19 protein-coding genes, 1 tRNA gene and 1 riboswitch are annotated in these 20187 nt (G+C 70.5%); of the genes, 17 read left to right on the top strand and 3 right to left on the bottom strand.

Going from position 1 to position 20187, the window contains the following annotated elements; genetic code table 11:
• The first annotated feature begins 202 nt into the window (after positions 1-202).
• The 17 genes from AB1634_11790 to AB1634_11710 all read left to right on the top strand — a co-directional run bounded on the left by AB1634_11790 (position 203) and on the right by AB1634_11710 (position 15874).
• A tRNA-Arg gene (locus tag AB1634_11790) sits at positions 203-278 on the top strand.
• A gap of 61 nt (positions 279-339) precedes the next feature.
• Complete coding sequence (locus AB1634_11785) at positions 340-1242, top strand: cobalamin-binding protein (protein MEW6220198.1); 903 nt, start codon at positions 340-342, stop codon at positions 1240-1242.
• Positions 1239-2240 (top strand): iron ABC transporter permease, encoded by a 1002-nt coding sequence (locus tag AB1634_11780; GenBank protein ID MEW6220197.1) that lies wholly within the window; start codon positions 1239-1241, stop codon positions 2238-2240. The genes AB1634_11785 and AB1634_11780 overlap by 4 nt, the downstream gene beginning before the upstream one ends.
• On the top strand, positions 2237-3058 hold the full coding sequence (locus AB1634_11775) for an ABC transporter ATP-binding protein (protein ID MEW6220196.1): 822 nt from the start codon (positions 2237-2239) through the stop codon (positions 3056-3058). Before AB1634_11780 ends, AB1634_11775 begins: the two co-directional genes overlap by 4 nt.
• 45 nt (positions 3059-3103) lie before the next feature.
• A complete protein-coding gene (locus AB1634_11770; protein ID MEW6220195.1) occupies positions 3104-3937 on the top strand; it encodes a sterol desaturase family protein in 834 nt (277 codons plus the stop codon).
• Between the two features lie 76 nt (positions 3938-4013).
• Positions 4014-4406, top strand: coding sequence for a PIN domain-containing protein (locus AB1634_11765; protein MEW6220194.1), 393 nt, complete (start codon positions 4014-4016; stop codon positions 4404-4406).
• Between the two features lie 144 nt (positions 4407-4550).
• On the top strand, positions 4551-6899 hold the full coding sequence (locus AB1634_11760; GenBank protein MEW6220193.1) for a cobyric acid synthase: 2349 nt from the start codon (positions 4551-4553) through the stop codon (positions 6897-6899).
• On the top strand, positions 6899-7849 hold the full coding sequence (gene cbiB / locus AB1634_11755) for an adenosylcobinamide-phosphate synthase CbiB (GenBank protein ID MEW6220192.1): 951 nt from the start codon (positions 6899-6901) through the stop codon (positions 7847-7849). The genes AB1634_11760 and cbiB overlap by 1 nt, the downstream gene beginning before the upstream one ends.
• A gap of 46 nt (positions 7850-7895) precedes the next feature.
• Positions 7896-8084: riboswitch (cobalamin riboswitch) on the top strand.
• A 130-nt stretch (positions 8085-8214) separates the two neighbouring features.
• Entirely contained in the window at positions 8215-10263 is a 2049-nt protein-coding gene (locus tag AB1634_11750) for a TonB-dependent receptor (protein MEW6220191.1), read from the top strand.
• Positions 10264-10278: 15 nt separating this feature from the next.
• Positions 10279-10947, top strand: coding sequence for a diphthine--ammonia ligase (locus AB1634_11745; protein ID MEW6220190.1), 669 nt, complete (start codon positions 10279-10281; stop codon positions 10945-10947).
• Positions 10944-11477: a bifunctional adenosylcobinamide kinase/adenosylcobinamide-phosphate guanylyltransferase gene (gene cobU, locus AB1634_11740; protein ID MEW6220189.1), complete on the top strand. Its 534-nt coding sequence runs from the start codon at positions 10944-10946 to the stop codon at positions 11475-11477. Before AB1634_11745 ends, cobU begins: the two co-directional genes overlap by 4 nt.
• 129 nt (positions 11478-11606) lie before the next feature.
• Entirely contained in the window at positions 11607-12668 is a 1062-nt protein-coding gene (cobT, locus tag AB1634_11735) for a nicotinate-nucleotide--dimethylbenzimidazole phosphoribosyltransferase (protein ID MEW6220188.1), read from the top strand.
• 7 nt (positions 12669-12675) lie between these two features.
• Positions 12676-13461 carry an adenosylcobinamide-GDP ribazoletransferase gene (cobS, locus tag AB1634_11730; protein MEW6220187.1) on the top strand — a complete coding sequence of 262 codons (786 nt, stop codon included), beginning with the start codon at positions 12676-12678 and terminating at the stop codon, positions 13459-13461.
• Positions 13458-14087, top strand: coding sequence for a histidine phosphatase family protein (locus AB1634_11725; protein ID MEW6220186.1), 630 nt, complete (start codon positions 13458-13460; stop codon positions 14085-14087). Before cobS ends, AB1634_11725 begins: the two co-directional genes overlap by 4 nt.
• Positions 14084-14914, top strand: coding sequence for an energy transducer TonB (locus tag AB1634_11720; GenBank protein MEW6220185.1), 831 nt, complete (start codon positions 14084-14086; stop codon positions 14912-14914). Before AB1634_11725 ends, AB1634_11720 begins: the two co-directional genes overlap by 4 nt.
• Before the next feature lie 61 nt (positions 14915-14975).
• A complete protein-coding gene (locus AB1634_11715) occupies positions 14976-15197 on the top strand; it encodes a hypothetical protein (GenBank protein MEW6220184.1) in 222 nt (73 codons plus the stop codon).
• Positions 15198-15382: 185 nt separating this feature from the next.
• Positions 15383-15874 carry a hypothetical protein gene (locus AB1634_11710; protein ID MEW6220183.1) on the top strand — a complete coding sequence of 164 codons (492 nt, stop codon included), beginning with the start codon at positions 15383-15385 and terminating at the stop codon, positions 15872-15874.
• Between the two features lie 58 nt (positions 15875-15932).
• On the opposite strand, the gene AB1634_11705 is transcribed toward AB1634_11710, so the two are convergent.
• The 3 genes from AB1634_11705 to AB1634_11695 form a co-directional block, all read right to left on the bottom strand.
• Positions 15933-16313 carry a response regulator gene (locus tag AB1634_11705; GenBank protein MEW6220182.1) on the bottom strand — a complete coding sequence of 127 codons (381 nt, stop codon included), beginning with the start codon at positions 16311-16313 and terminating at the stop codon, positions 15933-15935.
• 149 nt (positions 16314-16462) lie between these two features.
• Positions 16463-18958, bottom strand: a complete 2496-nt coding sequence (locus tag AB1634_11700; GenBank protein MEW6220181.1) for a response regulator — start codon at positions 18956-18958, stop codon at positions 16463-16465.
• 75 nt (positions 18959-19033) lie between these two features.
• Complete coding sequence (locus AB1634_11695) at positions 19034-20074, bottom strand: protein-glutamate O-methyltransferase (protein ID MEW6220180.1); 1041 nt, start codon at positions 20072-20074, stop codon at positions 19034-19036.
• Positions 20075-20187: the final 113 nt, after the last annotated feature.

Below are 20187 nucleotides of genomic sequence, written 5' to 3'. Positions count from 1 at the left end.
ACCTCCCGCCCCTTCCCAACCAGCCTCCGCTCCCGGACAGAGGCACACCTCCCACCAGTCCCGGCACTGCAAGGGCTGCATGTCCTCCCTACCGGCTCGTCGCGCTACCCGGTTATCGAATATCCAGCGCCCCAGTTGCCGATTGCATTTTTCCCAGTCGATCGCTAAGATCAACCGACTCACCAGCAACCAAGCCCATCCCGCCCTCGTAGCTCAGGGGAGAGAGCACAGGATTCCTAATCCTGGAGTCGCAGGTTCGAATCCTGCCGGGGGCACCAGAAGCATGAGCCGGGAAACCGCCATTTCCGCGGTTTCCCGGCTATTTTTGTGGAATCTCCTGTGGCCGTACGCCTGCTTGCCGCTGTCGCCGCCATCCTCGTGGCCCTGTTCGCCCAGCTTCCTGCCGCCGCGGCCGAGCGGTTGGTGACCGATCTTCTGGGCCGGCAGCTCCTGGTGCCGGAGGATCCCCGTCGCATCGTCGCCCTCGCGCCCAGTCTCAGCGAGATCGTCTTTGCCCTGGGGGCCGAGGCCCGGCTGGCCGGGGTGGTGCAGTTTGCGGACTTTCCGCCGGCGGCCCGGGCGCTGCCGGTGGTGGGCTCCTACGTGCGGCCGGATCTGGAGCGGATCGTTGGCCTTGCGCCCGATCTGGTGCTGGCGATCCGGGATGGCAACCCGAAGGAGGTGGTGGAGCGGCTTGGCGGCCTGGGGATCCCCGTCTTTGCCATGGATCCCCGGGATCTGGCCGGGGTGCTCGCCACAATTGCAGCGGTCGGCAGCCTGGTGGGAGAAGAACAGCGGGCCGCCGCCCTGGTGGCGGATCTTCACCGCCGGCTGGCGGCGGTGGAGATCCGGATACCCGCAGCGGCCAACCGGCCCCGGGTGCTGTTCCAGATCGGCGAGGCCCCCCTCATCGCCGCCGGGCCCGAGACCTTCCTGGACGAGGCGATCCGCCGTGCCGGCGGGGTCAATGCCCTGGCCGCCGGCATCTACCCCAAGTTGGACATGGAGCGGGTGCTGGCCCTGGCGCCGGAGGTCATCGTGGTCACCTCCATGACCGGCGACAAGTCGGCCGCCCAGCTGCTGGCACCCTGGCGGGACTGGCCGGGGGTGCCGGCCGTGGCGGCGGACCGCCTCTATGTGGTGGAGGCCAGCCTTTTTGACCGGCCGTCCCCCCGGCTGGTGGACGGCATCGAGGTGCTGTCCCGGCTGCTCCATCCCCAGGCCTGGGGAGCGGAGCCATGAGCGCCGGCCCGGGGCCGCTTCTTCGGCGCTGGCTTCTCATCTGGACCGGGCTCCTGGCGCTTCTGGCTCTGGCGGCCCTGACGGCTCTGGTGATCGGGCCGGCCGGCAAGGCCGGACCGACCCTGGCGGCCCTCCTGGGGAGCACCCCGCTGGATCCGACCATGGCCACTATCCTCTGGCAGATCCGGCTGCCGCGCCTGGCGGTGGCTGCCCTGGTGGGCGGCAGCCTGGCGGCCAGCGGTCTGGTCTTCCAGGCCCTGCTCCGCAACCCCCTGGCCGAGCCCTATGTGCTGGGGGTGTCCGGCGGCGCGGCCATCGGTGCCATCGCCGGCTTTCTCTTCGGCCTACCGGCCGCCGGCACCGACACCCTGGCCCTGGCCGGCGGGCTGGCCAGTCTGGCCATCGTGCTCCTCATCGGCCGCCGCACCGGCCTGGCCGCCGAGGGCCTGCTCCTGGCCGGGGTGATGGTCAATGCCTTTGCCTCGGCCGTCATCCTCTTCCTGCTGGCCATGAGCCGGGAGCAGTCTTTGTCCTCCATCCTCTTCTGGCTGATGGGGGATCTTGGCCGCGCCGAGCCGGCCCGGCTCTTCGCCCTGGCGGCGGTGGTTTTGCCCGGCCTCGTCCTGGTGGCCGGCCTCGGCCAGGCCATGAATCTTTTGGTCCTGGGGGGCGAGTTGGCCGCCAGCATGGGGCTGGCGGTGGGCCGGGTGACGGTGCTCCTCTTGGTGGCGGCCTCCACCCTCATCGGCACCACGGTGGCCCAGGTGGGCCCGGTGGGCTTCGTGGGCCTGGTGGTGCCCCATATTCTGCGCCGGATCTGGGGCGCCGACCATCGCCTGCTGGTGCCGGCCTCCTTTCTGGCCGGCGCCGCCTACCTGGTGCTCTGCGACCTGGCAGCCCGCACCCTGCCCCGGGAGGGTGAGCTGCCGGTGGGCGTGGTCACCGCCCTTTTCGGGGCGCCGCTTTTCATCGTCCTCCTGGGGAGGCGCCGGCCTTGACCCCTCCCGCCCTGGCGCTGGCCGGCATCGGCTTTGCTTTTCCGGGCGGCTCCGCCATCCTGGAGGGGATCTCCCTGGCCGTCGCTGCCGGCGAGATCCTCCTCATCACCGGCCCCAACGGCGCCGGCAAGACGACCCTTGTAAGGATCATGGCCGGCACCCTGCCTGCCAGCGCCGGCGAGGTCCGGCTTCTCGGCCGGCCCCTGGCCCGGATCCGCCGCCGGGAGCGCGCCCGCACCCTGGCCCTGGTGCCCCAGGTCCTGCCGGCCGAGCTGCCCTTCACGGTCCGGGAGCTGGTGCAGATGGGCCGCACCCCCCACCAGGGGCTGTTGGCGCTGCCATCCGCCGCCGACTGGCACGCCGCCGAGGCAGCGATGGCTGCCGCCGAGGTCTCCCATCTCGCGGCCCGGCGCCTCGATCGCCTGTCCGGCGGCGAGCGGCAGCGGGTGTTCGTGGCCCGGGCCCTGTGCCAGGAGCCCCGAATCCTCCTCCTGGACGAGCCGGTGGCCAGCCTCGATCTCGGCCACCAGCTGCGGCTCCTGGATCTTTTGGACCGCCTGCGCCGGGATCGCGGGCTCACCGTGGTCATGGTCGGCCACGACCTCAACCTGGCCAGCCTCTATGCCGATCGGCTGCTGCTCCTGGCCGGCGGCCGGACCGTGGCCCTGGGCCCACCCGCCGAGGTCCTCACCGCCCAGCGCCTGGCCGATGTCTATGGCTGCACCCTGAGGGTGGAGGCGAGCCCCTGGCCGGGCCGCCCCCGGGTGACGCCGGTGCCGGCCAGGCTGGCGGGAGGCGCTCCGGACCCAGGACCGTAGAGCCAAAGGCTTGCCATTCTGCCGGCGGAAAGAGGACAATCGGGCATGGAATCCGAGCTCATCATCCGGCTGGGCGGCTTTCTCGGCGCCTTTCTCGCGTGCGCTCTCTGGGAGCGACTCGCCCCCCGCCGCCCGCTCAGCGCCGGGCGGCGCCTGCGCTGGCTCGCCAATCTGGGCGTGACCTTGCTGAACAGCATGGCCTTGCGGCTGCTGTTCCCCGTGCTGGCCGTGGGCAGTGCGGCCGCGGCCGCGGCGCGGGGCTGGGGACTGCTCAACAACTACCCCCTCCCGGGCTGGCTCGCGGTCATCACCAGCCTCGTCCTGCTCGATTTTGTCATCTACGTGCAACACGTCCTTTTCCACACGCTGCCGCTCTTGTGGCGCCTGCACATGGTGCATCACGCCGATCTCGATGTGGACGTGACCACGGGCCTGCGTTTTCATCCCCTGGAGATCATGCTCAGCATGCTGATCAAGATCGCCACCGTGCTCCTCATCGGCGCCCCCGTGCTCTCGGTCCTCGTCTTCGAGGTGGTGCTCAACGCCACCTCCATCTTCAATCACAGCAACGCTGCCATGCGGCCGGCCCTGGACCGCGTCCTTCGCCTCCTGGTGGTCACGCCGGATATGCACCGTGTCCACCACTCGGTGACCATTCGCGAGACGAACAGCAATTTCGGCTTCAACCTTCCCTGGTGGGATCGCATCATGGGCACCTACCGGCCACAGCCCGTGGCCGGGCATACCGGCATGACCATCGGGCTCGCCCAGTTCCGCCCCCCGCAGCCCCAGGGCCTGGGCTGGATGCTGCTCCTGCCCTTCCGCGGCAACCCCGGCGCCTACGCCATCAATCAGCGCGGACAAGAGCCCCGGTCTTGACACCGACCCACCTCGGGCCTGTTCGCTCATCTCGAAGCATGCCAAGGTGCCGCCAGGACAAGCAGCTAACGTTCTTGTGGACACCTCGGTCTGGATCGCCTTCTTCCGCCAGCGCGAGCCGTGCCACCGGCTGGTGGCCGGGCTGATTGATGAGGAGCGGGTCTGCTGCACCGGCATCATCCTGGCCGAGCTCATCCAGGGGGCCAAGTCGGACAAGGAGCTGTCGGTGCTGGACAGCTTCCTCCAGGTGTTCGAATTCCTTCCCGAGTCACCCCGGTTGTGGGCCCAGGCCGGGCGCCTCTCTGGCCGTCTGCGGCAACAGGGCATGGCCATCGGCCTGGCCGACTGCTTCATCGCCACCGCCGCGCTTGCCGCCAACCTGCCGGTGGCGACCCTGGACGGCCATTTCCGGATCCTGCACCAGACGGCCGGGGTCGAGCTGCTGCCGCTCGAGCCAGCGGCGGAATAGCAGCGGCCGCGGGCCGGGCCGGCTGCCGGTGGTCGCGGTCCCGCCCCCCAGCCGGTGTATCCACTCCCACTCCTGCCGGTTGTCCACACACCGTCTCATGCTCCCGGGTGGCACAGACGACAGGATGTCGGTTGCGGAGCACGGATGACCTTTGCCGGAAAGATCATCGCCTTGACCAACGACACTGCCCTCAATGATCTCGGCCATGGCGGCCATCTGGCTGCCCTGGCCCGCCGGGCCGGCTGCGCGCCGGAGGCCATCCTCGACTTCAGCGCCAGCCTCAATCCCCTGGGGCCGCCGGAATGGCTGCGACCGGTGATCAGCCGGACGGTGGCGAGACTGGCCCATTACCCGGACCCCCGGGGCGAGGGGCTCTTGGCCCCGCTCGCCGCCTGCCTGGGGCTGGCGCCGGCGCAGCTGGTTTTGGGCAACGGCGCCACCGAGCTGCTCTATGGCCTGCCCCGGGCCCTGCCCTGCCGCCGGGCGCTGATCCCGGTCCCCTCCTATGGCGACTACCAGCGAGCGGCGCAGCTGGCCGGGCTTGAGGTCGTCTGCCTGCCCCTGGCCGAGGCCCAGGGCTTCCGCCTCGATCTGGCCCGGCTGGCCGAAACGCTGCAGCCAGGGGATCTGGTCTTCCTGGGGCAGCCCAACAACCCCACCGGGCTGACCTTGGCGGCCACCGATCTCCTGGCCCTGGCCGCCGCTTCCCCCCGGGTCTTCTTCGCGGTGGACGAGTCGTTCTTCGAATTCGTCTCCCCGCAGAGCGTCCTTATGACCGCCGCCATGCCGGCCAATCTGGTGGTGATCCGCTCCCTGACCAAGCTGTGGGCCATCCCTGGGCTGCGCCTGGGACTCGCCGCCGGCCACCAGGACACCATCGCCCTCCTCAGACACCAGCTGCCACCCTGGACGGTCAACACCCTGGCCCTGGCGGTAGGTGAGGCCCTGGTCGCCGACCCGGACTACGGCGAGCGGAGCCGGCAGCAGCTGCCGACCCTGCGGGCGGCGCTTTCGGCGGGGCTGGCGGCGCTGCCCGGGCTCACCGTGTATCCCGGCGAGGCCAACTTCCTCCTGGTGCGCCTGGAGCGATCGGGGCTTGCCGCCGCCAGCCTGGCTCAGCGGCTGCTCACCCGTGATCCGGCTCGGCCCATCGCCATCCGGGTCTGCGCCAACTTCACCGGTCTCGATGAGCGCTTTTTCCGGGTGGCGGTCCGCACCGCCGAGGAGAACGGCGAGCTGTGCGCGGCCCTGGCCCGGGAGCTGCTGCACGGGGCTCCGGCAATCCGCCGGTCGCGGCGGACGCCAGCACTCATGCTGCAGGGCACCTCCTCCCATGCCGGCAAGAGTGTGCTGACCTACGCCCTGGGCCGGATCCTCCTTGAGGACGGCTTTCGGGTCGCGCCCTTCAAGGCCCAGAACATGTCCCTCAATTCCCATGTCACCCGGGACGGCGGCGAGATGGGCCGAGCCCAGGTGCTCCAGGCCCAGGCCTGCCGTCTGGATCCGGACCTCCGCATGAATCCCGTGCTCCTCAAGCCGAGCGGCGATCTCGGCTGCCAGGTGATCGTCCAGGGCCGTCCGGTGGGCCAGATGTCGGTGGAGGAGTACATCCGCTTCAAGCCGGAGGCAGCCAGGGCGGCTTGCGCCGCCTACGACTCCCTGGCCGCCGAGCACGAGGTGATCCTTCTGGAAGGGGCGGGCAGCCCGGCCGAGGTCAACCTGCGGCAGCACGACATCGTCAACATGGCCATGGCCCGGCACGCCGCCGCCCCGGTCCTCCTGGTGGGCGACATCGACCGGGGCGGGGTCTTTGCCGCCTTTCTCGTCGAGCCGGACGTGCATCTGCGCCGCATCCGCCATGCGGCCGACCTGGCCGCGGCCGGACCGGAGCTGGCGGCCCTGATCCTGCCGGGCAGCAAGAACGTCATCGCCGATCTCGGCTTCCTGGTGCAAAGCGGCCTCGGCGCCGGCATCGCCGACCTGGCCGGCCAGGGCCGGGTGGAGCTGGTGGGAATCTGCGGCGGCTTCCAGATGCTGGGCCGCGCCATCACCGACCCCCTGGGCCTGGAATCGCCCGGGGCCGAAGCCAGCGGCCTGGGGCTTCTGCCCGTCACCACCGTGCTGGCAGCGGACAAAACCCTGGCCCAGCGGACCGGGCGCCACCTGGCCTCCGGACAGCCGGTCCGCGGCTACGAGATCCACCACGGGGTGAGCCACGGAGAGGCCGTACCGGCGGTGGCCCTGGCGGACGGAACAGCCGACGGCGCCTCTTCGGCCGACGGACTCGTCTGGGGCAGCTACTTGCACGGCATCTTCGACTCCGATCCCTTTCGCCGCTGGCTCATCGACCGCCTGCGACTGCGGCAGGGTCTGGCGCCGGCCGGCCGCCTCCTGGCCGCCTACGATCTGGAGCCGGCCCTGGACCGGCTGGCTGATGAGGTCCGGAAGGCGGTGGATCTGGGACGGATCTACCAGCTTATGGGGCTGGGCTGATGGGGATCCCGGCCGCGATCGCCCTGGCCTTGCTGCTGGACGCCTTGCTGGGCGATCCGGCCTGGCTGCCCCATCCGGTACGGCTGATCGGCGCCCTGGCGGCCAGGGCCGAGGGCTGGTGCCGCAGGGTCCTGGGCGACGGCCGGCTGGCCGGAGTCTCCTGCGTGGGCCTGGTGCTGTTCCTGACCGGAGCAGCCGGGTGGGCGCTGCTCCGGGGCGCGGCCTGGCTCCATCCCTGGCTCGGCACCCTTGCCTCCATCCTCCTTCTTTACACCTGCTTCGCGGCCCGGGATCTGCTCGCCCACAGCCGCCGGGTGCACGCGGCCCTGGCTGCCGGCGACCTTCAGGAGGCCCGCCGGCGGGCGGGGATGATGGTCGGCCGCGACACCGGCCACCTGGACCGGGCGGAGGTGGTGCGGGCCACGGTGGAGAGCGTGGCGGAGAACAGCGCCGACGGCGTGGTAGGGCCGCTCTTCTGGGCCGCGCTGGCTGGGCCCTTGGGCGCCCTGCTCTACAAGGCCGCCAGCACCCTGGACTCCACCTTCGGCTACACCAGCGAGCGCTATCGCCATTTCGGCTGGGCGGCGGCGCGCCTGGACGATCTGGTCAACCTCCTGCCCGCCCGGCTCACCGGCCTCCTGCTGGTGCTGGCAGCCGCCTTGCTGCCGGGAGCCAGTGGCGGCCACGCCTGGCGCATCTTCTGGCGGGACCGCTACCGCCACCCCAGCCCCAACGCCGGACACCCGGAAGCCGCGGCCGCCGGGGCCCTGGGCCTGCAGCTGGGTGGCACCAGCTGGTACAGCGGCCAGGCCAAGGCCAAGCCCTTCCTTGGCGACCCGCACCAGGAAGCTTCTTTGCACCACATCCTGCTGGCCAACCGGCTGGCGGCCCTGGTCACGGCGCTGGCCGCCCTGCTGCTTGTCGGGCTGCGACTGGCGGTGGCGGGGTAGACGGCCAGCCGCCAACGGAGCTCTTGACCGCACCGCCAATCCTGGGTAGTGTGGCCTCGTCTCAGGTGCTCCCAAAGGAGCTGAACAGGGAACCCCGTGGGAATCGGGGACGGGCCCGCCGCTGTGACCGGGGACCCTGATCGCGAAAAGGCCACTGCTCGATCCGTCGGGCGGGAAGGCGCGGTCAGGGGATGAGCCGGGAGTCAGAAGACCTGCCTGGGAAAGAGGTGGCGTGCTTCCGTGGACCAGGAGCAGCCGATTGATCTCGCGGCGAGACAGGGAATCCCCGGATCGATTCATTTCGGTCCGGGGTCTTTTTTTTTGGGCCTCGGACTCCAAGCCCCCCAACGACAGGAGGACCGGTGATGAAGAGGCTTTTGCTGCTGGCGCCGCTGGCGGCAGCAACCCTGCCCCCCCCAGCCCCGGCAGCGGCCAACGAGCCGCTGCTGGTGACGGTTATGGACGAGGTGGTGGTCACAGCCACCAAGACCGAGGAGAAGCGCAAGGAGATCGCCAACGCTGTGGTGGTGCAAGACGCCCTGGACATCGCCGCGGCCCCAGCCGCCTCCCTGGGCGCCATCCTGGCCAATGAGCCGGGCATCGACTGGCGGACCCGGGGCAACTACGGCGGAGCGGCCGAGGAGATCCATATCCGCGGCATGGGTGGCGACGGCACCCTGGTGGTGCAAGACGGCGTGGTCCTCAACTCCCCTTCCCTGGGCACCGCCGATTTCAGCCACATCCCGCTCAACCGCATCGAGCGGGTGGAGGTGGTCAAAGGCCCCGGCTCGCTGCTGTACGGCTCCGGCGCCATGGGCGGCACGGTGAGCATCATCGGCAAGCGCCCCCGGCGGGACGGCCACGTGGCGGAGGTGGCCGCCGGCTATGGCAACGAGGCCACCTACCATCTGGCGGCAGAAAGCGGCGGCTTCGTCCTCGGCGACCTGGGCTATTATCTCACCGCCAACCGCAAGGAGACCGACGGCTTCCGGGACAACTCCGATCTGCGGCATACCGATGTCGGCCTCAACCTGCTCTTCGACCATGGCGAGGGCCTCAGCCTCGACCTCAATCTCGGCTACCTGGATCGGGAGTACGGCGTGCCGGGCCCGCAGCCGCCGCCCGGCACCCAGCCCTATACCCTCGCTGGCGGGACCTTCTACAACGACAGCGCCGCCAACCTCCTGGACCGGGGCGAGGACGAAAACCTGGCCAGCTCCCTGGTCGCCGGGGGCCAGGCCGCCACCTGGCTGGACTGGCGGCTGAAGGGCGACGCCACGGAGCTTACCGCCACCAACACCAGCCGGTACAGCTTCAGCGGCGCCGGCGACCACACCGAGGTCACCAACACCGTGGCCGGGCTGGAGGGGAATCTCGATCTTCGTCCCTGCTCCCAGGCTGGGCTCCTCATGGGCAGTGAATACCGCACCTTCGACTACGACAACGTCCAGCAGCCCCTGGACACCGCCGGCCTGCCGGTGCCCAACGCCCTGCGCCGCCAGACCCATCAGGTCTACACCCAGGGCACCTTTGCCGAGCTGCGCCTGCGGCCGGTGGAGCCGGTGAGCCTCCTGGCCGGCCTGCGCAACGAGACCCATTCCCGGTTCGGGCACGAGACGGTCGGCCGTTACGGCCTGGTGCTCAACCCCCTGCCGGATACCGCCTTCAAGCTCAACCGCGGCCAGCACTTCAAGGCGCCGACCATGAACGACCTGTTCTGGCCGGATGACGGGGCGTTCAACAAGGGCAACCCCAATCTCCGGCCGGAAACCGGCTGGCACACCGACCTCACCCTGGAGCAGGAATGGCTGGACGGCAAGGTCTTCGCCACCCTGTCCTGGTTCGAATGGGACATCACCGGCAAGATTGCCTGGGCCGAGGACCCGACCCAGCCCAGCCCGGCCGGCCCGTGGAACTACTGGACGCCGGCCAACGTCAACACCTACCTGGCCCGGGGCTGGGAGATGAGCGCCAAGGTCGGCCCCTGGCAGGCGCTCAACGCCGATGTCGCCCTCACCCTGCTCGACGCCGTGGAGGAGCTGGCGCCGGGGGCGAGACGGCCGGCCCGCTACACGCCGGATCTCCAGCTCAAGGCAGGCCTCAGCCATTACGCCGCCATCGGCCTGACCTCGACCCTGATCGCCCGCTTCGTGGGTGCCCGGCCCGGCTTCTACCAGGCCAACACCGACCTGGCGCCGGCCGTCGAGCTGGCCTCCTACTGGACCGTGGATCTGAAGCTGGAGCAGGAGCTGGCTGGCCGCTGGAAGCTGGCGTTTTCCGGCACCAACCTCCTGGACCAGGGCTACGACACCTATCTGGCCGGGTTCTTCGACCAGACCACCTTCGCCTATACCCAGCAACCCTATCCCGGCGCCGGGCGTAGCCTCTTTGTCTCCCTCGCCTTCCGCTGGTGAGGTGAGGCGGCCACGATGAACAGCCTGCACAACAGGGAGATCTTCTGCTCCTGGAGCGGCGGCAAGGATTCCTGCCTGGCCCTGTATCGGGCCGTGCAGCAGGGCGGCCGGCCCCGGCGGCTTGTCACCATGCTGACCGGCGACGGCAGCCGCAGCCGCTCCCATGGCCTGCCACCGGCAGTGCTGGCCGCCCAGGCCACATCCCTGGGCATCCCCCTTCTGACTGGCCAGGCCTCCTGGGACGACTACGAAGAGGTCTTCCTGGACCGCCTGGCCCTCTTGCGCCAGGAGGGCCTGGCCGACGGCATCTTCGGGGATATCGATCTGCCGCCGCACCGGCAATGGGTGGAGCGGGTATGCAGCCAGCACGGGATTGCCGCCCACCTGCCCCTGTGGCAGGAGGCACGGCGCGATCTTCTGGCCCTCTTCATCGACGCCGGCTTTTCGGCGACCATCATCGTGGTCAACAACGCTCGTCTGCCGGCCAGCTTCCTGGGCCGCCGTCTGGACTGGGACACCGTGCGCGCTTTGGAGGCAGCCGGGGTGGACGCCTGCGGCGAGGAGGGGGAGTACCACACCGTGGTCACCGACGGCCCCCTCTTTGCCACGCCGGTGCCGCTGGCTACCGGTACCGTGCTCAGCCAGGACGGCTGCAGCTTCCTGGAGGTCTTTCTCGCGCCATGACCGGGTCTCCCCGCCTCACCCTGGTCCTGGGCGGTGCCAGAAGCGGCAAGAGCGCCTTTGTGCTGGAGACGGCCGGCCGGCTGCCGGGTCGCAAGGCCTTTGTCGCCACCGCTCAGGCCGGGGATCAGGAGATGGCGGAGCGCATCCGCCGCCACCAGGCCGACCGGGGTCCGACCTGGGAGACGGTGGAGGAGCCGCTGGCGCTTGCCGCCCGCCTCAAGGCGCTGGCCGGCACCCACGCGGTGGCGGTGGTCGATTGCCTCACTGTCTGGCTGGGCAACCTTCTCTGCCAGCCGGCAGCCCCGGACCCGGAGCCGGAGCCGATGCTGGCCGCCTTCGTGGCCAGCCTGGCCGAGCTGGGCCATCTTCAGCTCTTTCTGGTGGCCAACGAGGTGGGGATGGGCATCGTGCCGGACAACCCCCTGGCCCGCCGCTTCCGGGACCTGGCCGGCTGGCTCAACCAGAAGGTGGCCGCCCGGGCCGACGCCGTCTATCTGGTGGCGGCGGGCCTGCCCCTGCGGCTGAAGTAGCCATGCCGGCGGGCGCGCGGTACCCACGGCACCTGTGCCATAGGTCCTATACGACCTATAGGACCTATAGACCTATGGGTCCCACAGGACTTACAGGACCCGTAACTCAAACCTGCCAGCGAGGCCGCCATGGACATTCTCTCCCTGTGCCGCACCATTTCCGCCACCAACGGCCTTCTGGCCGACCAGGCGCAAGACCGGCTCGATTCCCTCACCAAGCCTCAGGGCAGCCTGGGGCGGCTGGAAGCCATCGCCCGGCAGCTGGTGGCGATCCGGGGCCAGCTGATGCCTGAGCTGGGCAAAAAGGCGATCTTCACCTTTGCCGGCGACCACGGGGTGGCGGATGAGGGGGTATCGGCCTTTCCCAAGGCGGTGACCGGCCAGATGGTGAAGAATTTTCTCCATGGCGGCGCCGGCATCAATGTCCTGGCCCGGCGGGCCGGGGCCGAGGTGGTGGTGGTGGACATCGGGGTCGATGGTGATTTCGATGACCTGGCAGGAGCAGGGCTGGTCTGCCGCAAGGTCGTCCGGGGCACCGGCAACATCCGGCAAGGGCCGGCCATGAGCCGGGCCCAGGCCGAGGCCTGCCTGGCGGTGGGCATCGGGCTGGCCCAGGAGTATGGGGCCAAGGGGTTTGGCATCTTTGGCACCGGCGAGATGGGCATCGCCAACACCACGCCGTCAGCAGCCATCACCGCCCTCTATACCGGCTATCCGGTGGCGGCGATCACCGGCCGCGGCACCGGCATCGACGAGGCGACCCGGGCTCACAAGGTGCACGTGGTCAAGGACGCCCTGGCCGTCAACCGGCCGGATCCAGCCGATCCCATCGACGTGCTGGCCAAGATCGGCGGTGCCGAGCTGGGGGGGATTGCCGGCCTGGTGCTGGGGGCGGCGGCCCAGAGGATCCCGGTGGTGGTGGACGGCTTCATCTCCACCGCCGCCGCCATGATCGCGGTCAAGCTCGCCCCCGCCTGCCGGGATTATCTCTTCGCCGCCCACCGCTCCCAGGAGATCGGCCACCGGGCCCTCCTGGAGGCCCTGGGCCTGGCACCGCTCCTTGATCTCGATCTGCGGCTGGGGGAGGGCACCGGTGCGGCCCTGGCCATGCCGGTGATCGAGGCCGGGCTGGCCATCTACCGGGAGATGGCCACCTTTGCCGAGGCCGCGGTGGCGGAGCGCCACGCCTGACCCGGCCATGAGCCCCCTTCTGGTTGCCCTGGCCTTCCTGACCATCCTGCCGGTACCGGTGCGGCCGGCGTTGTCCGGGGAGGAGGTGGGGCGGGCCTCGGCCTTCTTCCCCCTGGCCGGCGGCGTGCAGGGCCTGATCCTGGTCCTGGCGGCGTCGCTCTTCACCTTGCTGCTGCCCCTGCCGGTGGTGGCCGGCCTGGTGCTCGCCGTCCATGTGCTGGTCACCGGCGGCCTGCACCTGGACGGCCTGGCGGACAGCGCCGATGCCCTGGCCTGCCGGGGGGGCCGGGAGCGCAAGCTCATGATCATGAAGGAGAGCCGGGTGGGGGCCATGGGCGTGGTGGCGGTGGCGCTGGCCCTCATCCTGCAAGCCCGACTCCTGGAGGCGCTCCTGGCCCGGGAACAGGCACCGGCCTTGGCCATCCTCTTCCTGATGCCGGTCCTGGGCCGCTGGGCCATGGTGACGGCCATGGCGCAAGCCCAGCCGGCGCGGCCCGAAGGCCTGGGCCGGCTTTTTCTGGAGCACACCGGCCGCCGGCAGCTGGCCCTGGCCAGCCTCGGGGCCGGAGGACTGGCCCTGGCGGCTGTGGCCCTGGCCGCCGGCGGCTGGCAGCTGGCCGCGCTGCTGGCAGTGGCCAGTGTGGGCCTCTGCGGCCTGGCCAGGGGCATCGTCCGCCTGGCCCACCAGCAGCTGGGGGGCATGACCGGCGACACCTTCGGCGCCCTGGCGGTGCTGGCCGATCTCGTCCTTCTGACCGTAGCCGTCGCCGGGCCGGGAGGCGGACCACCATGAGCACCGTCACCCGGCCGACCTCGGTGCTGCTGATCCGCCACGGCGAGACCGTGGACGCCCGGCTCGGCCGCTATCACGGCGCAACGGACGTGCCCCTGGCACCGGCAGGCCGGGCCCAGATCGAGCGGCTGGCCATGAGCCCGCTCTGGGAACAGGGCCTCGGTGGCCAACCCGTCGAGGCTGTCTACGCCTCGGCGCTGACCCGGGCCTGGGAAAGCGCGGTCATCCTGGCCAGGGCGGTCGGCCTTTATCCCCGGAAGGTGCCGGACTTGGCGGAGCGGCGGTTCGGGAACTGGGAGGGCCGCACCCTGGCCGAGATCACCCGGGACGACCCCGGGGCTCTGGCGGCCTGGGCGCATGACCCGGCCGGCTTCCGGCCGCCGGGCGGGGAGAGCGTGGCCGATCTCGCGGCCCGGGTGCGGCCGATCTGGCAGGACCTTGTGGCCGCCCATCCCGGCGGCCGGCTGGCCATCGTCAGCCACGGTGGCGTCATCCGGGTCCTGTTGGCCGACCTTCTGGGCCTGCCGCTTGCCAACCTCTTGCGGCTGCGCCAGGATTTCGCCGCCCTGTCGGTGGTGGAGCTGTGGGACGAGCCGGTGCTGGAAAGGATGAACTGGCGGCCATGAAGGACCTGCTGCCTGCCCATTCTGGCCTGGCGCTGCCGCCCGAGGAGCGGGCCACCTCCTGGCGGCTGTTGCCAGCGGCCAGCCAGGAGCCGCCCGGATCCGAGCGGTGGCGTCTGGGTCGGGCGATGTTGTTGGCCGCCGCTCTCCACGGCCTGGTGGCGGCGTCCGCCGAGGTCCTGCTGGGGGGCGGCCGGCCGCCGGCCGCGGCGGAGACCTTCTTCCAGGTGGAGATCGTGCGGCCGGCGCCGCTTCCGCCCGCCCCACCGGAGCCGGCCGCCCCGGCGCCAGCCCGGGTGGCGCCGCCAGCCGTCCCCCCGGCCCCGGCCCTGACCGCACCGCCTCCCCGGCCGGCCCGCCCCTCGAAGGCGGCAGCCGCCCCGGCGGCTCCTCCGCCACCGGCGATCCCGGAGACCGCCCCGGCGCCGGTCGCCGCCGGGCTGACCGGGACAGAAGCCCTGCCCGCCGCCCTGCCGGCCCTCCCAGCCCCGGAGCCAGCCGCCGCATCCGGTCCGCCGGCCGCCGAGCCGGCCGCGGCCGCCGGCCATGCCCCCTTGATCCTGGCCCAGCCCCGCTACGAGACCAACTCCCCCCCGGTCTACCCGGCCCTGGCCCGCAAACGCGGCCTGTCCGGCACGGTGGTCCTTTCGGTGCTGGTGGCCCCGGATGGCCGGGTGGCCGAGCTGGCGGTGCTCACCTCCAGCGGGCACCCCAGCCTCGACCAGGCCGCCCTGGCCGCGGTGGCGGACTGGACCTTCGTCCCGGGCCGCCGGGGCGAGACGCCGGTGGCCTGCCCGGTGCAGGTGCCGGTGCGCTTCCAGATCCGGTAGGGCTGCCCCGCCCCCTTGGCAACGCGGCCAGCGGCCTGCTATGCTCACTGGCAGCGAGACCATGGAGCATCGTCACCTGACCCACCGGCAGTACACCCTGGCGGCCATCGACGACATCATCAGTCGTGGCCGGCGCCAGGACTGGATCGCGCTGCGGGACGCCATCCGCACCTCCCCTCCCCTGGCTGAGAAGGTCCTGGCGGTCTGCGCTGCCCACACCTCCGACCAGTACGCCCAGCGCTACCACTTCTGGGACCATTATGTCCGGAGCCGAGCTGTCTGAGTGGGAGCGGCTCCTGGCGGCGGCCGCTCATCTCCAACGTCTGGTGCCGGAGGCGGTGCTGGTTGGGGGTACGGCTGCAACCCTCTATGCTCGCCATCGGCTGTCCCTGGAGGATCTGGGCTGACCGCTAGCCACGGACAGCTCCCGGAGCCTGCCTGCAACCCTGCCCTGCGGAGGACCCGCCCATGCGAGCTCGCTTCCTGCCCATCCTCATCCTGTCCGGCGGTCTCATGCTCACCCCTGCGGCCTGGGCCGACGAGCTGGCGGCGGTGGTCGCGGACATCAATCTCCGGGCCCAATCCGACCTGGTGGGGACCAAGAACAGCCTCTGCAGCCGGTTCCGGCGGCCGGTTGCAGAGATCGACTCCCTGGTCATGATCGCCGGCTCCATCGGGGATGTCTGGTTTGCCTTGCGCCTGGGCGAGCTTACCGGTCGCTCTCCGGAGCTGGTGCTCCGGGAGTATCAGGCAGACAAGGGGGCGGGCTGGGGGGTGACAGCAAAGAGGCTGGGCATCAAGCCCGGCTCGCCGGAGTTTCACCAGCTCAAGCGGGGCTGGAGCACCAGCCCCGGGGATGTCCTGGTCATCCGGCCCGGCGACCAGGACAGAGGCGGGCACGACAGCGGCGACAAGGGCAAGGCCAAGGGCCACGACAAGGGAGAAAAAGGTCACAAGTAGCCAGAGCCCAGGCTTTCTCCACAGCCGTTGTCCGGTGGCCGCCGACTCCTGGTTCGAGTCAGGGCGTGGCAGGGCGGTTGACCAGCCGGGCCACGGCGGCCAGGAACGCCCGGCGGTCGAAGGGCTTGGCAAAGGTGCAGGCGGCCCCCATGGCCTCGGCCAGCGGCAGATAGTCCTCGGGCTGGTTGCGGCCGCCGCCGGACACCGCGATGATCGGGATCTCCGGCCGGGCCTTCCGGATCTCGATGATGGTCTCGATCCCCTCCCGCTCCGGCATGATGAGGTCGGTGATCACCAGATCCGGAGCCGCCTGGTGGAACAGCTGCGCCCCCTCCCGGCCGTCCCGGGCCGCCACCACCTGGTAGCCGCTCCGGATCAGGAGCTCCACAAGCATGAGGCGGAAAAGCTCGTCGTCATCGATGACGAGAATGAGAGCCATGGCAAATCCTCCGTTTCGCACCGCCCTGGCGGCCCTGAAAGACGAACCGCAGAATGTCCAACAAGGAATATCGAACTTACAAGGGACTGGCAGTTGACGTTTCGGATCCGTTCTGCCGGTCCCTTCGACGGTTGGACATTCCTTGTTGGCTATTCGACATTCAGCATCCCGTTCCCGGCCGCGGCCTGGTCCAGGATGCCCCGGATGCTCCGGCCCAGGTCGGCGGTGGCGACCGGCTTGCACAGCACCTGCCGGATGCCGCTGGCCTGCGCCTGCTCCAGGGTCAGGGACTCACCGTGGCCGGTCACCATCAGCACCGGCAGGTCGGGCCGCAGGCCGATGACGGCGGCCCCCAGCTGCAGGCCGGTAAGGCCGGGCATGGCGTTGTCGGTCACCAGAAGGTCGAAGGCCTCCGGCTGCCGCAGGAACTGGGCCAGGGCCTGCCGGCTGTCGGTGTGGCCGGCCACGGTGTAGCCCAGGGCCCGCAATCCCCGGCAGGCGATTTCCACCAAGTCCGGCTCGTCGTCCACGAACAGCAGCCGGCCGCGGCCCCAGGCTGGCCGGCCGTCGTTGGCCGCCCTTTCCTCGACCGGTGTCTCGCACAAAGGCAGAAAGACATCGAAGACCGAGCCGGCGCCGGGCTGGCTGGTCACCGCGATGCCCCCCCCCAGGGAGGTGACGATGCCGTGCACCACCGACAGGCCGAGGCCGGTGCCCTGGCCGGGCTTCTTGGTGGTGAAGTAGGGCTCGAAGATCCGCTCCAGGGTGGCCTCGTCCATGCCGCAGCCGGTGTCTGCCACCTGCAGTCGCAGGCAAGGGCCTGGGCTGATGCTGCCCATCAGGCGCGGTGGCAGCGCCTCCAGCCGGTGCCGCTCCAGCCGCACCGACAGCACCCCCCCCTCCTCTCCCATGGCATGGTAGGCGTTGGTGCACAGGTTCATCAGCAGCTGGTGGAGCTGGGTGGGATCCGCCTCCACCAGGCCACAGTCCTGGTGGATGTGCTGGCGGATGCTGATCTGGGCCGGGATCACCGCCCGCAAGAGCTTAACCGCTTCCTTGATCACATGCTGTACCCGGATGGGGTGGCGCTCCCCTTCCTGGCGGCGGCTGAAGGTGAGGATCTGCTGCACCAGGTCCCGGGCCCGGCGGCCGGCGGCCAGGATGTGGCTGATGTCCTGCCACAGCTGGCTGCCCGCCTCGGTCTGCTCCTGGGCCATATCCCCAAAGCCGAGGATGGCAGCCAGGATGTTGTTGAAGTCGTGGGCGATGCCGCCGGCCAGGGTGCCGATGGCTTCCATTTTCTGGGCCTGGCGCAGCTGCACCTGCAGCGCCTCCCGCTCCGCTTCCTGCTGGCGGCGCAGGGTGATGTCCCGGATGATCGCCACCGCTGCCGGCTGGCCATCCAGCTCCACGCCAGCCAGGGACAGCTCCACCGGCACCGGACGCCCGTCCCGGTGGCAGGCGTTCAGCTCCACCGTCCGCCCCACCAGGGGGCCGGTACCGGAGCGGCCAAAGGCGGCCACCCCGCTCGCCCAGCGCTCCCGGGCCTCTTCCGGGACCAGCAGCCGGTGCAGCTCCTGGCCCATGGCCTCCTGGGCCGTATAGCCGAAGATCCGGGCTGCGGCCGGATTCCAGAAGAAGATCCGTCCCTGGCGGTCCATCATGACGATGCCGTCGCCGGCCGTGGCGGTGATGGCCCGGTGGATCCGCTCCTGGTTGGTCAAGGCCCGGGCGGTGCGATGATGCTCGATGATGCCGGCCAGGGTGCTGGCCACCGCCCGCAGGGCGTTCTCCACCTGGGGATCCCGGCTGGCGCCATGGCGCAGGTAGACGGTGAAAACGCCCTGCACCTCGCCGCTGCTCGCCAGAAGAGGCAGGCAATAGTGGCCATGGGGAGCCATGTCCGCCAGCCGGGTCTCGTGGCGATGGTCCATGGTGGCGGCAAACACCACCTCCCGCTGGGCTGCGGCCCGGCCGCACAGGCAGTGGCCAAAGGGCACCCGGGCACACAGCGCGGACAAGGAGGGATCGAGACCCCGCTGGACCGCCACGACCAGGGTCTCGGGGTCCTGCTCGTCCTTCAGGAGCACCAGTCCCTTGGCCTGCAGCTCCAGCCAGGGCATGCTCAGGGTGTTGGCCAGGCAGCGCTCCAGGGTGGCAGGCAGGCTGTCCGAGATCAGGGACAGCTGCATGAGCCGGCAGAGGATGGCCTGGGTCTGGCCCTCCCGCTCCAGGGCCAACCGCATCTGCCGCTCCCGGAAGATCCGCTCCAGCTTGGCTGCCAGCTCCGAGGGCCGCACCGGCTTTTCGATGAAGTCGGCCGCCCCGGCGTCGATCACCTGGCGGTAGGTGTAGACCCCACCGTGGCCGGTGAGGGCCAGGGCGGGCAGCCCGGGATGGCGCTGCCGCAAGGCGTGCAGAAGCTCCATGCCATCCATCTCCGGCATCTGGAGATCGGTGATCACGAGATCGCAGGGCTCCGCATCCAGGGCCGCCAGGGCCTCGGCCGCGCCGTTTGCTGCTGTCGAGGGGTAGCCGAGCCTCGTCACCATATGACCCAGCATCTCCAGAAACTGGCTGTCGTCATCCACCAGGAGCAGGCGCTCGGGATGGGACGAAGGCGGTCGGGATTCCTTGGCGGTCATGGCATCGACCTCCACTGCGAAGAAAAAGGCGCTTGAGGGAGCAAGACGGCCGTCGCTTGTCCAGGGCTTGCGACCTCAGGGGTCGATGCGCTGGTAGACCGCCGGGGCCAGAGGACGGAAGGGCACCTGGATTCCGGCCAGGCTTTCGGAGTGGCCGGTGAAGAGGAACCCGCCCGGTGCCAGCTGCCCGTGCAGGTGGCGCATCAGCCGTCCCTGGTCTTCCTTGTCGAAGTAGATCATGACGTTGCGGCAGAAGATGATGTGCTGCCGTTCGGCGAGGCCGAAATCCTCGTCCATGAGATTGATACGCCGGAAGGTCACCCGCTCCCGCAGCCCCGGCCCGATTTGCACCAGCCCCAGGCCCCGGTCCTTGCTCCGGAGCAGATACCTCTTCCGCAAGGCCATGGGGATGGCCGCCACCTCGTCCTCCCGATAGATCGCCTGCCTGGCCGCGCCAAGCACCCGGGTGGACAGGTCGCTGGCCAGGATGGCGTAGCGCAAGGGCCGGCTCCGGGTCCACTCGGCCAGCACCATGGCCAGGGTGTACGCCTCCTCACCGGTGGAGCAGGCGGCGCTCCAGATCCGGATCATGGCGGCCGGCGGCTGCAGGGCCGCCAGATGGGGCAGCACCTGACTGGCCAGGACCTGGAAGTGATCGGCCTCCCGGAAGAACTCGGTCTTGTTGGTGGTGATGGCGTCCACCATATGGAGCAGCTCTCCGGCCTCGCCCTCAGGGCTGAAGACCTGCTCCAGGTAGCGTCCCAGGGACGACTGGCCCGTCTCCTTCAGGCGCCGCCGCAGCCGGGACTCCACCATGAGCTTCTTGGCCGGGGGCAGCCGGATGCCGTACCGCTCCTGGATGAAGGCCGCCAGCTGGCGGAACTGCTTTGCCGAAAGCGCCGCCTCGTCCAGCGGCGCCGGTCCCGGGTCGACCATCCCGGGCCGCGGGCTTGCCGTCTGCTGGCGGCCGTGGAGCCTCCCGCCGGCGTGGTGCCCCGCCGGCGCCCCCCGGGAATGAGGACGTCTGTCCGCCGCCATACCTTCAGGCCGCATGGGCATGAGCCTCACCGGCCGGAAGGTCAGGTACTGGGTGGTAACCATAGTGCTGGTGGCCATGGCAGATCCCCCTTGCGCCCAAGGCGGCCGGTATTCATTCCATCATGCCGTGCGAGGCGGCCCGAATCCCCATCTGGAGGGGCGGCCCCCGTGGCTGCCCGCCGTCCTCGACC

The sequence above is a fragment of the Thermodesulfobacteriota bacterium genome (genome assembly GCA_040755095.1).
Taxonomy (GTDB): domain Bacteria; phylum Desulfobacterota; class Desulfobulbia; order Desulfobulbales; family JBFMBH01; genus JBFMBH01.
This window is presented reverse-complemented; position numbering and strand designations above follow the sequence as displayed.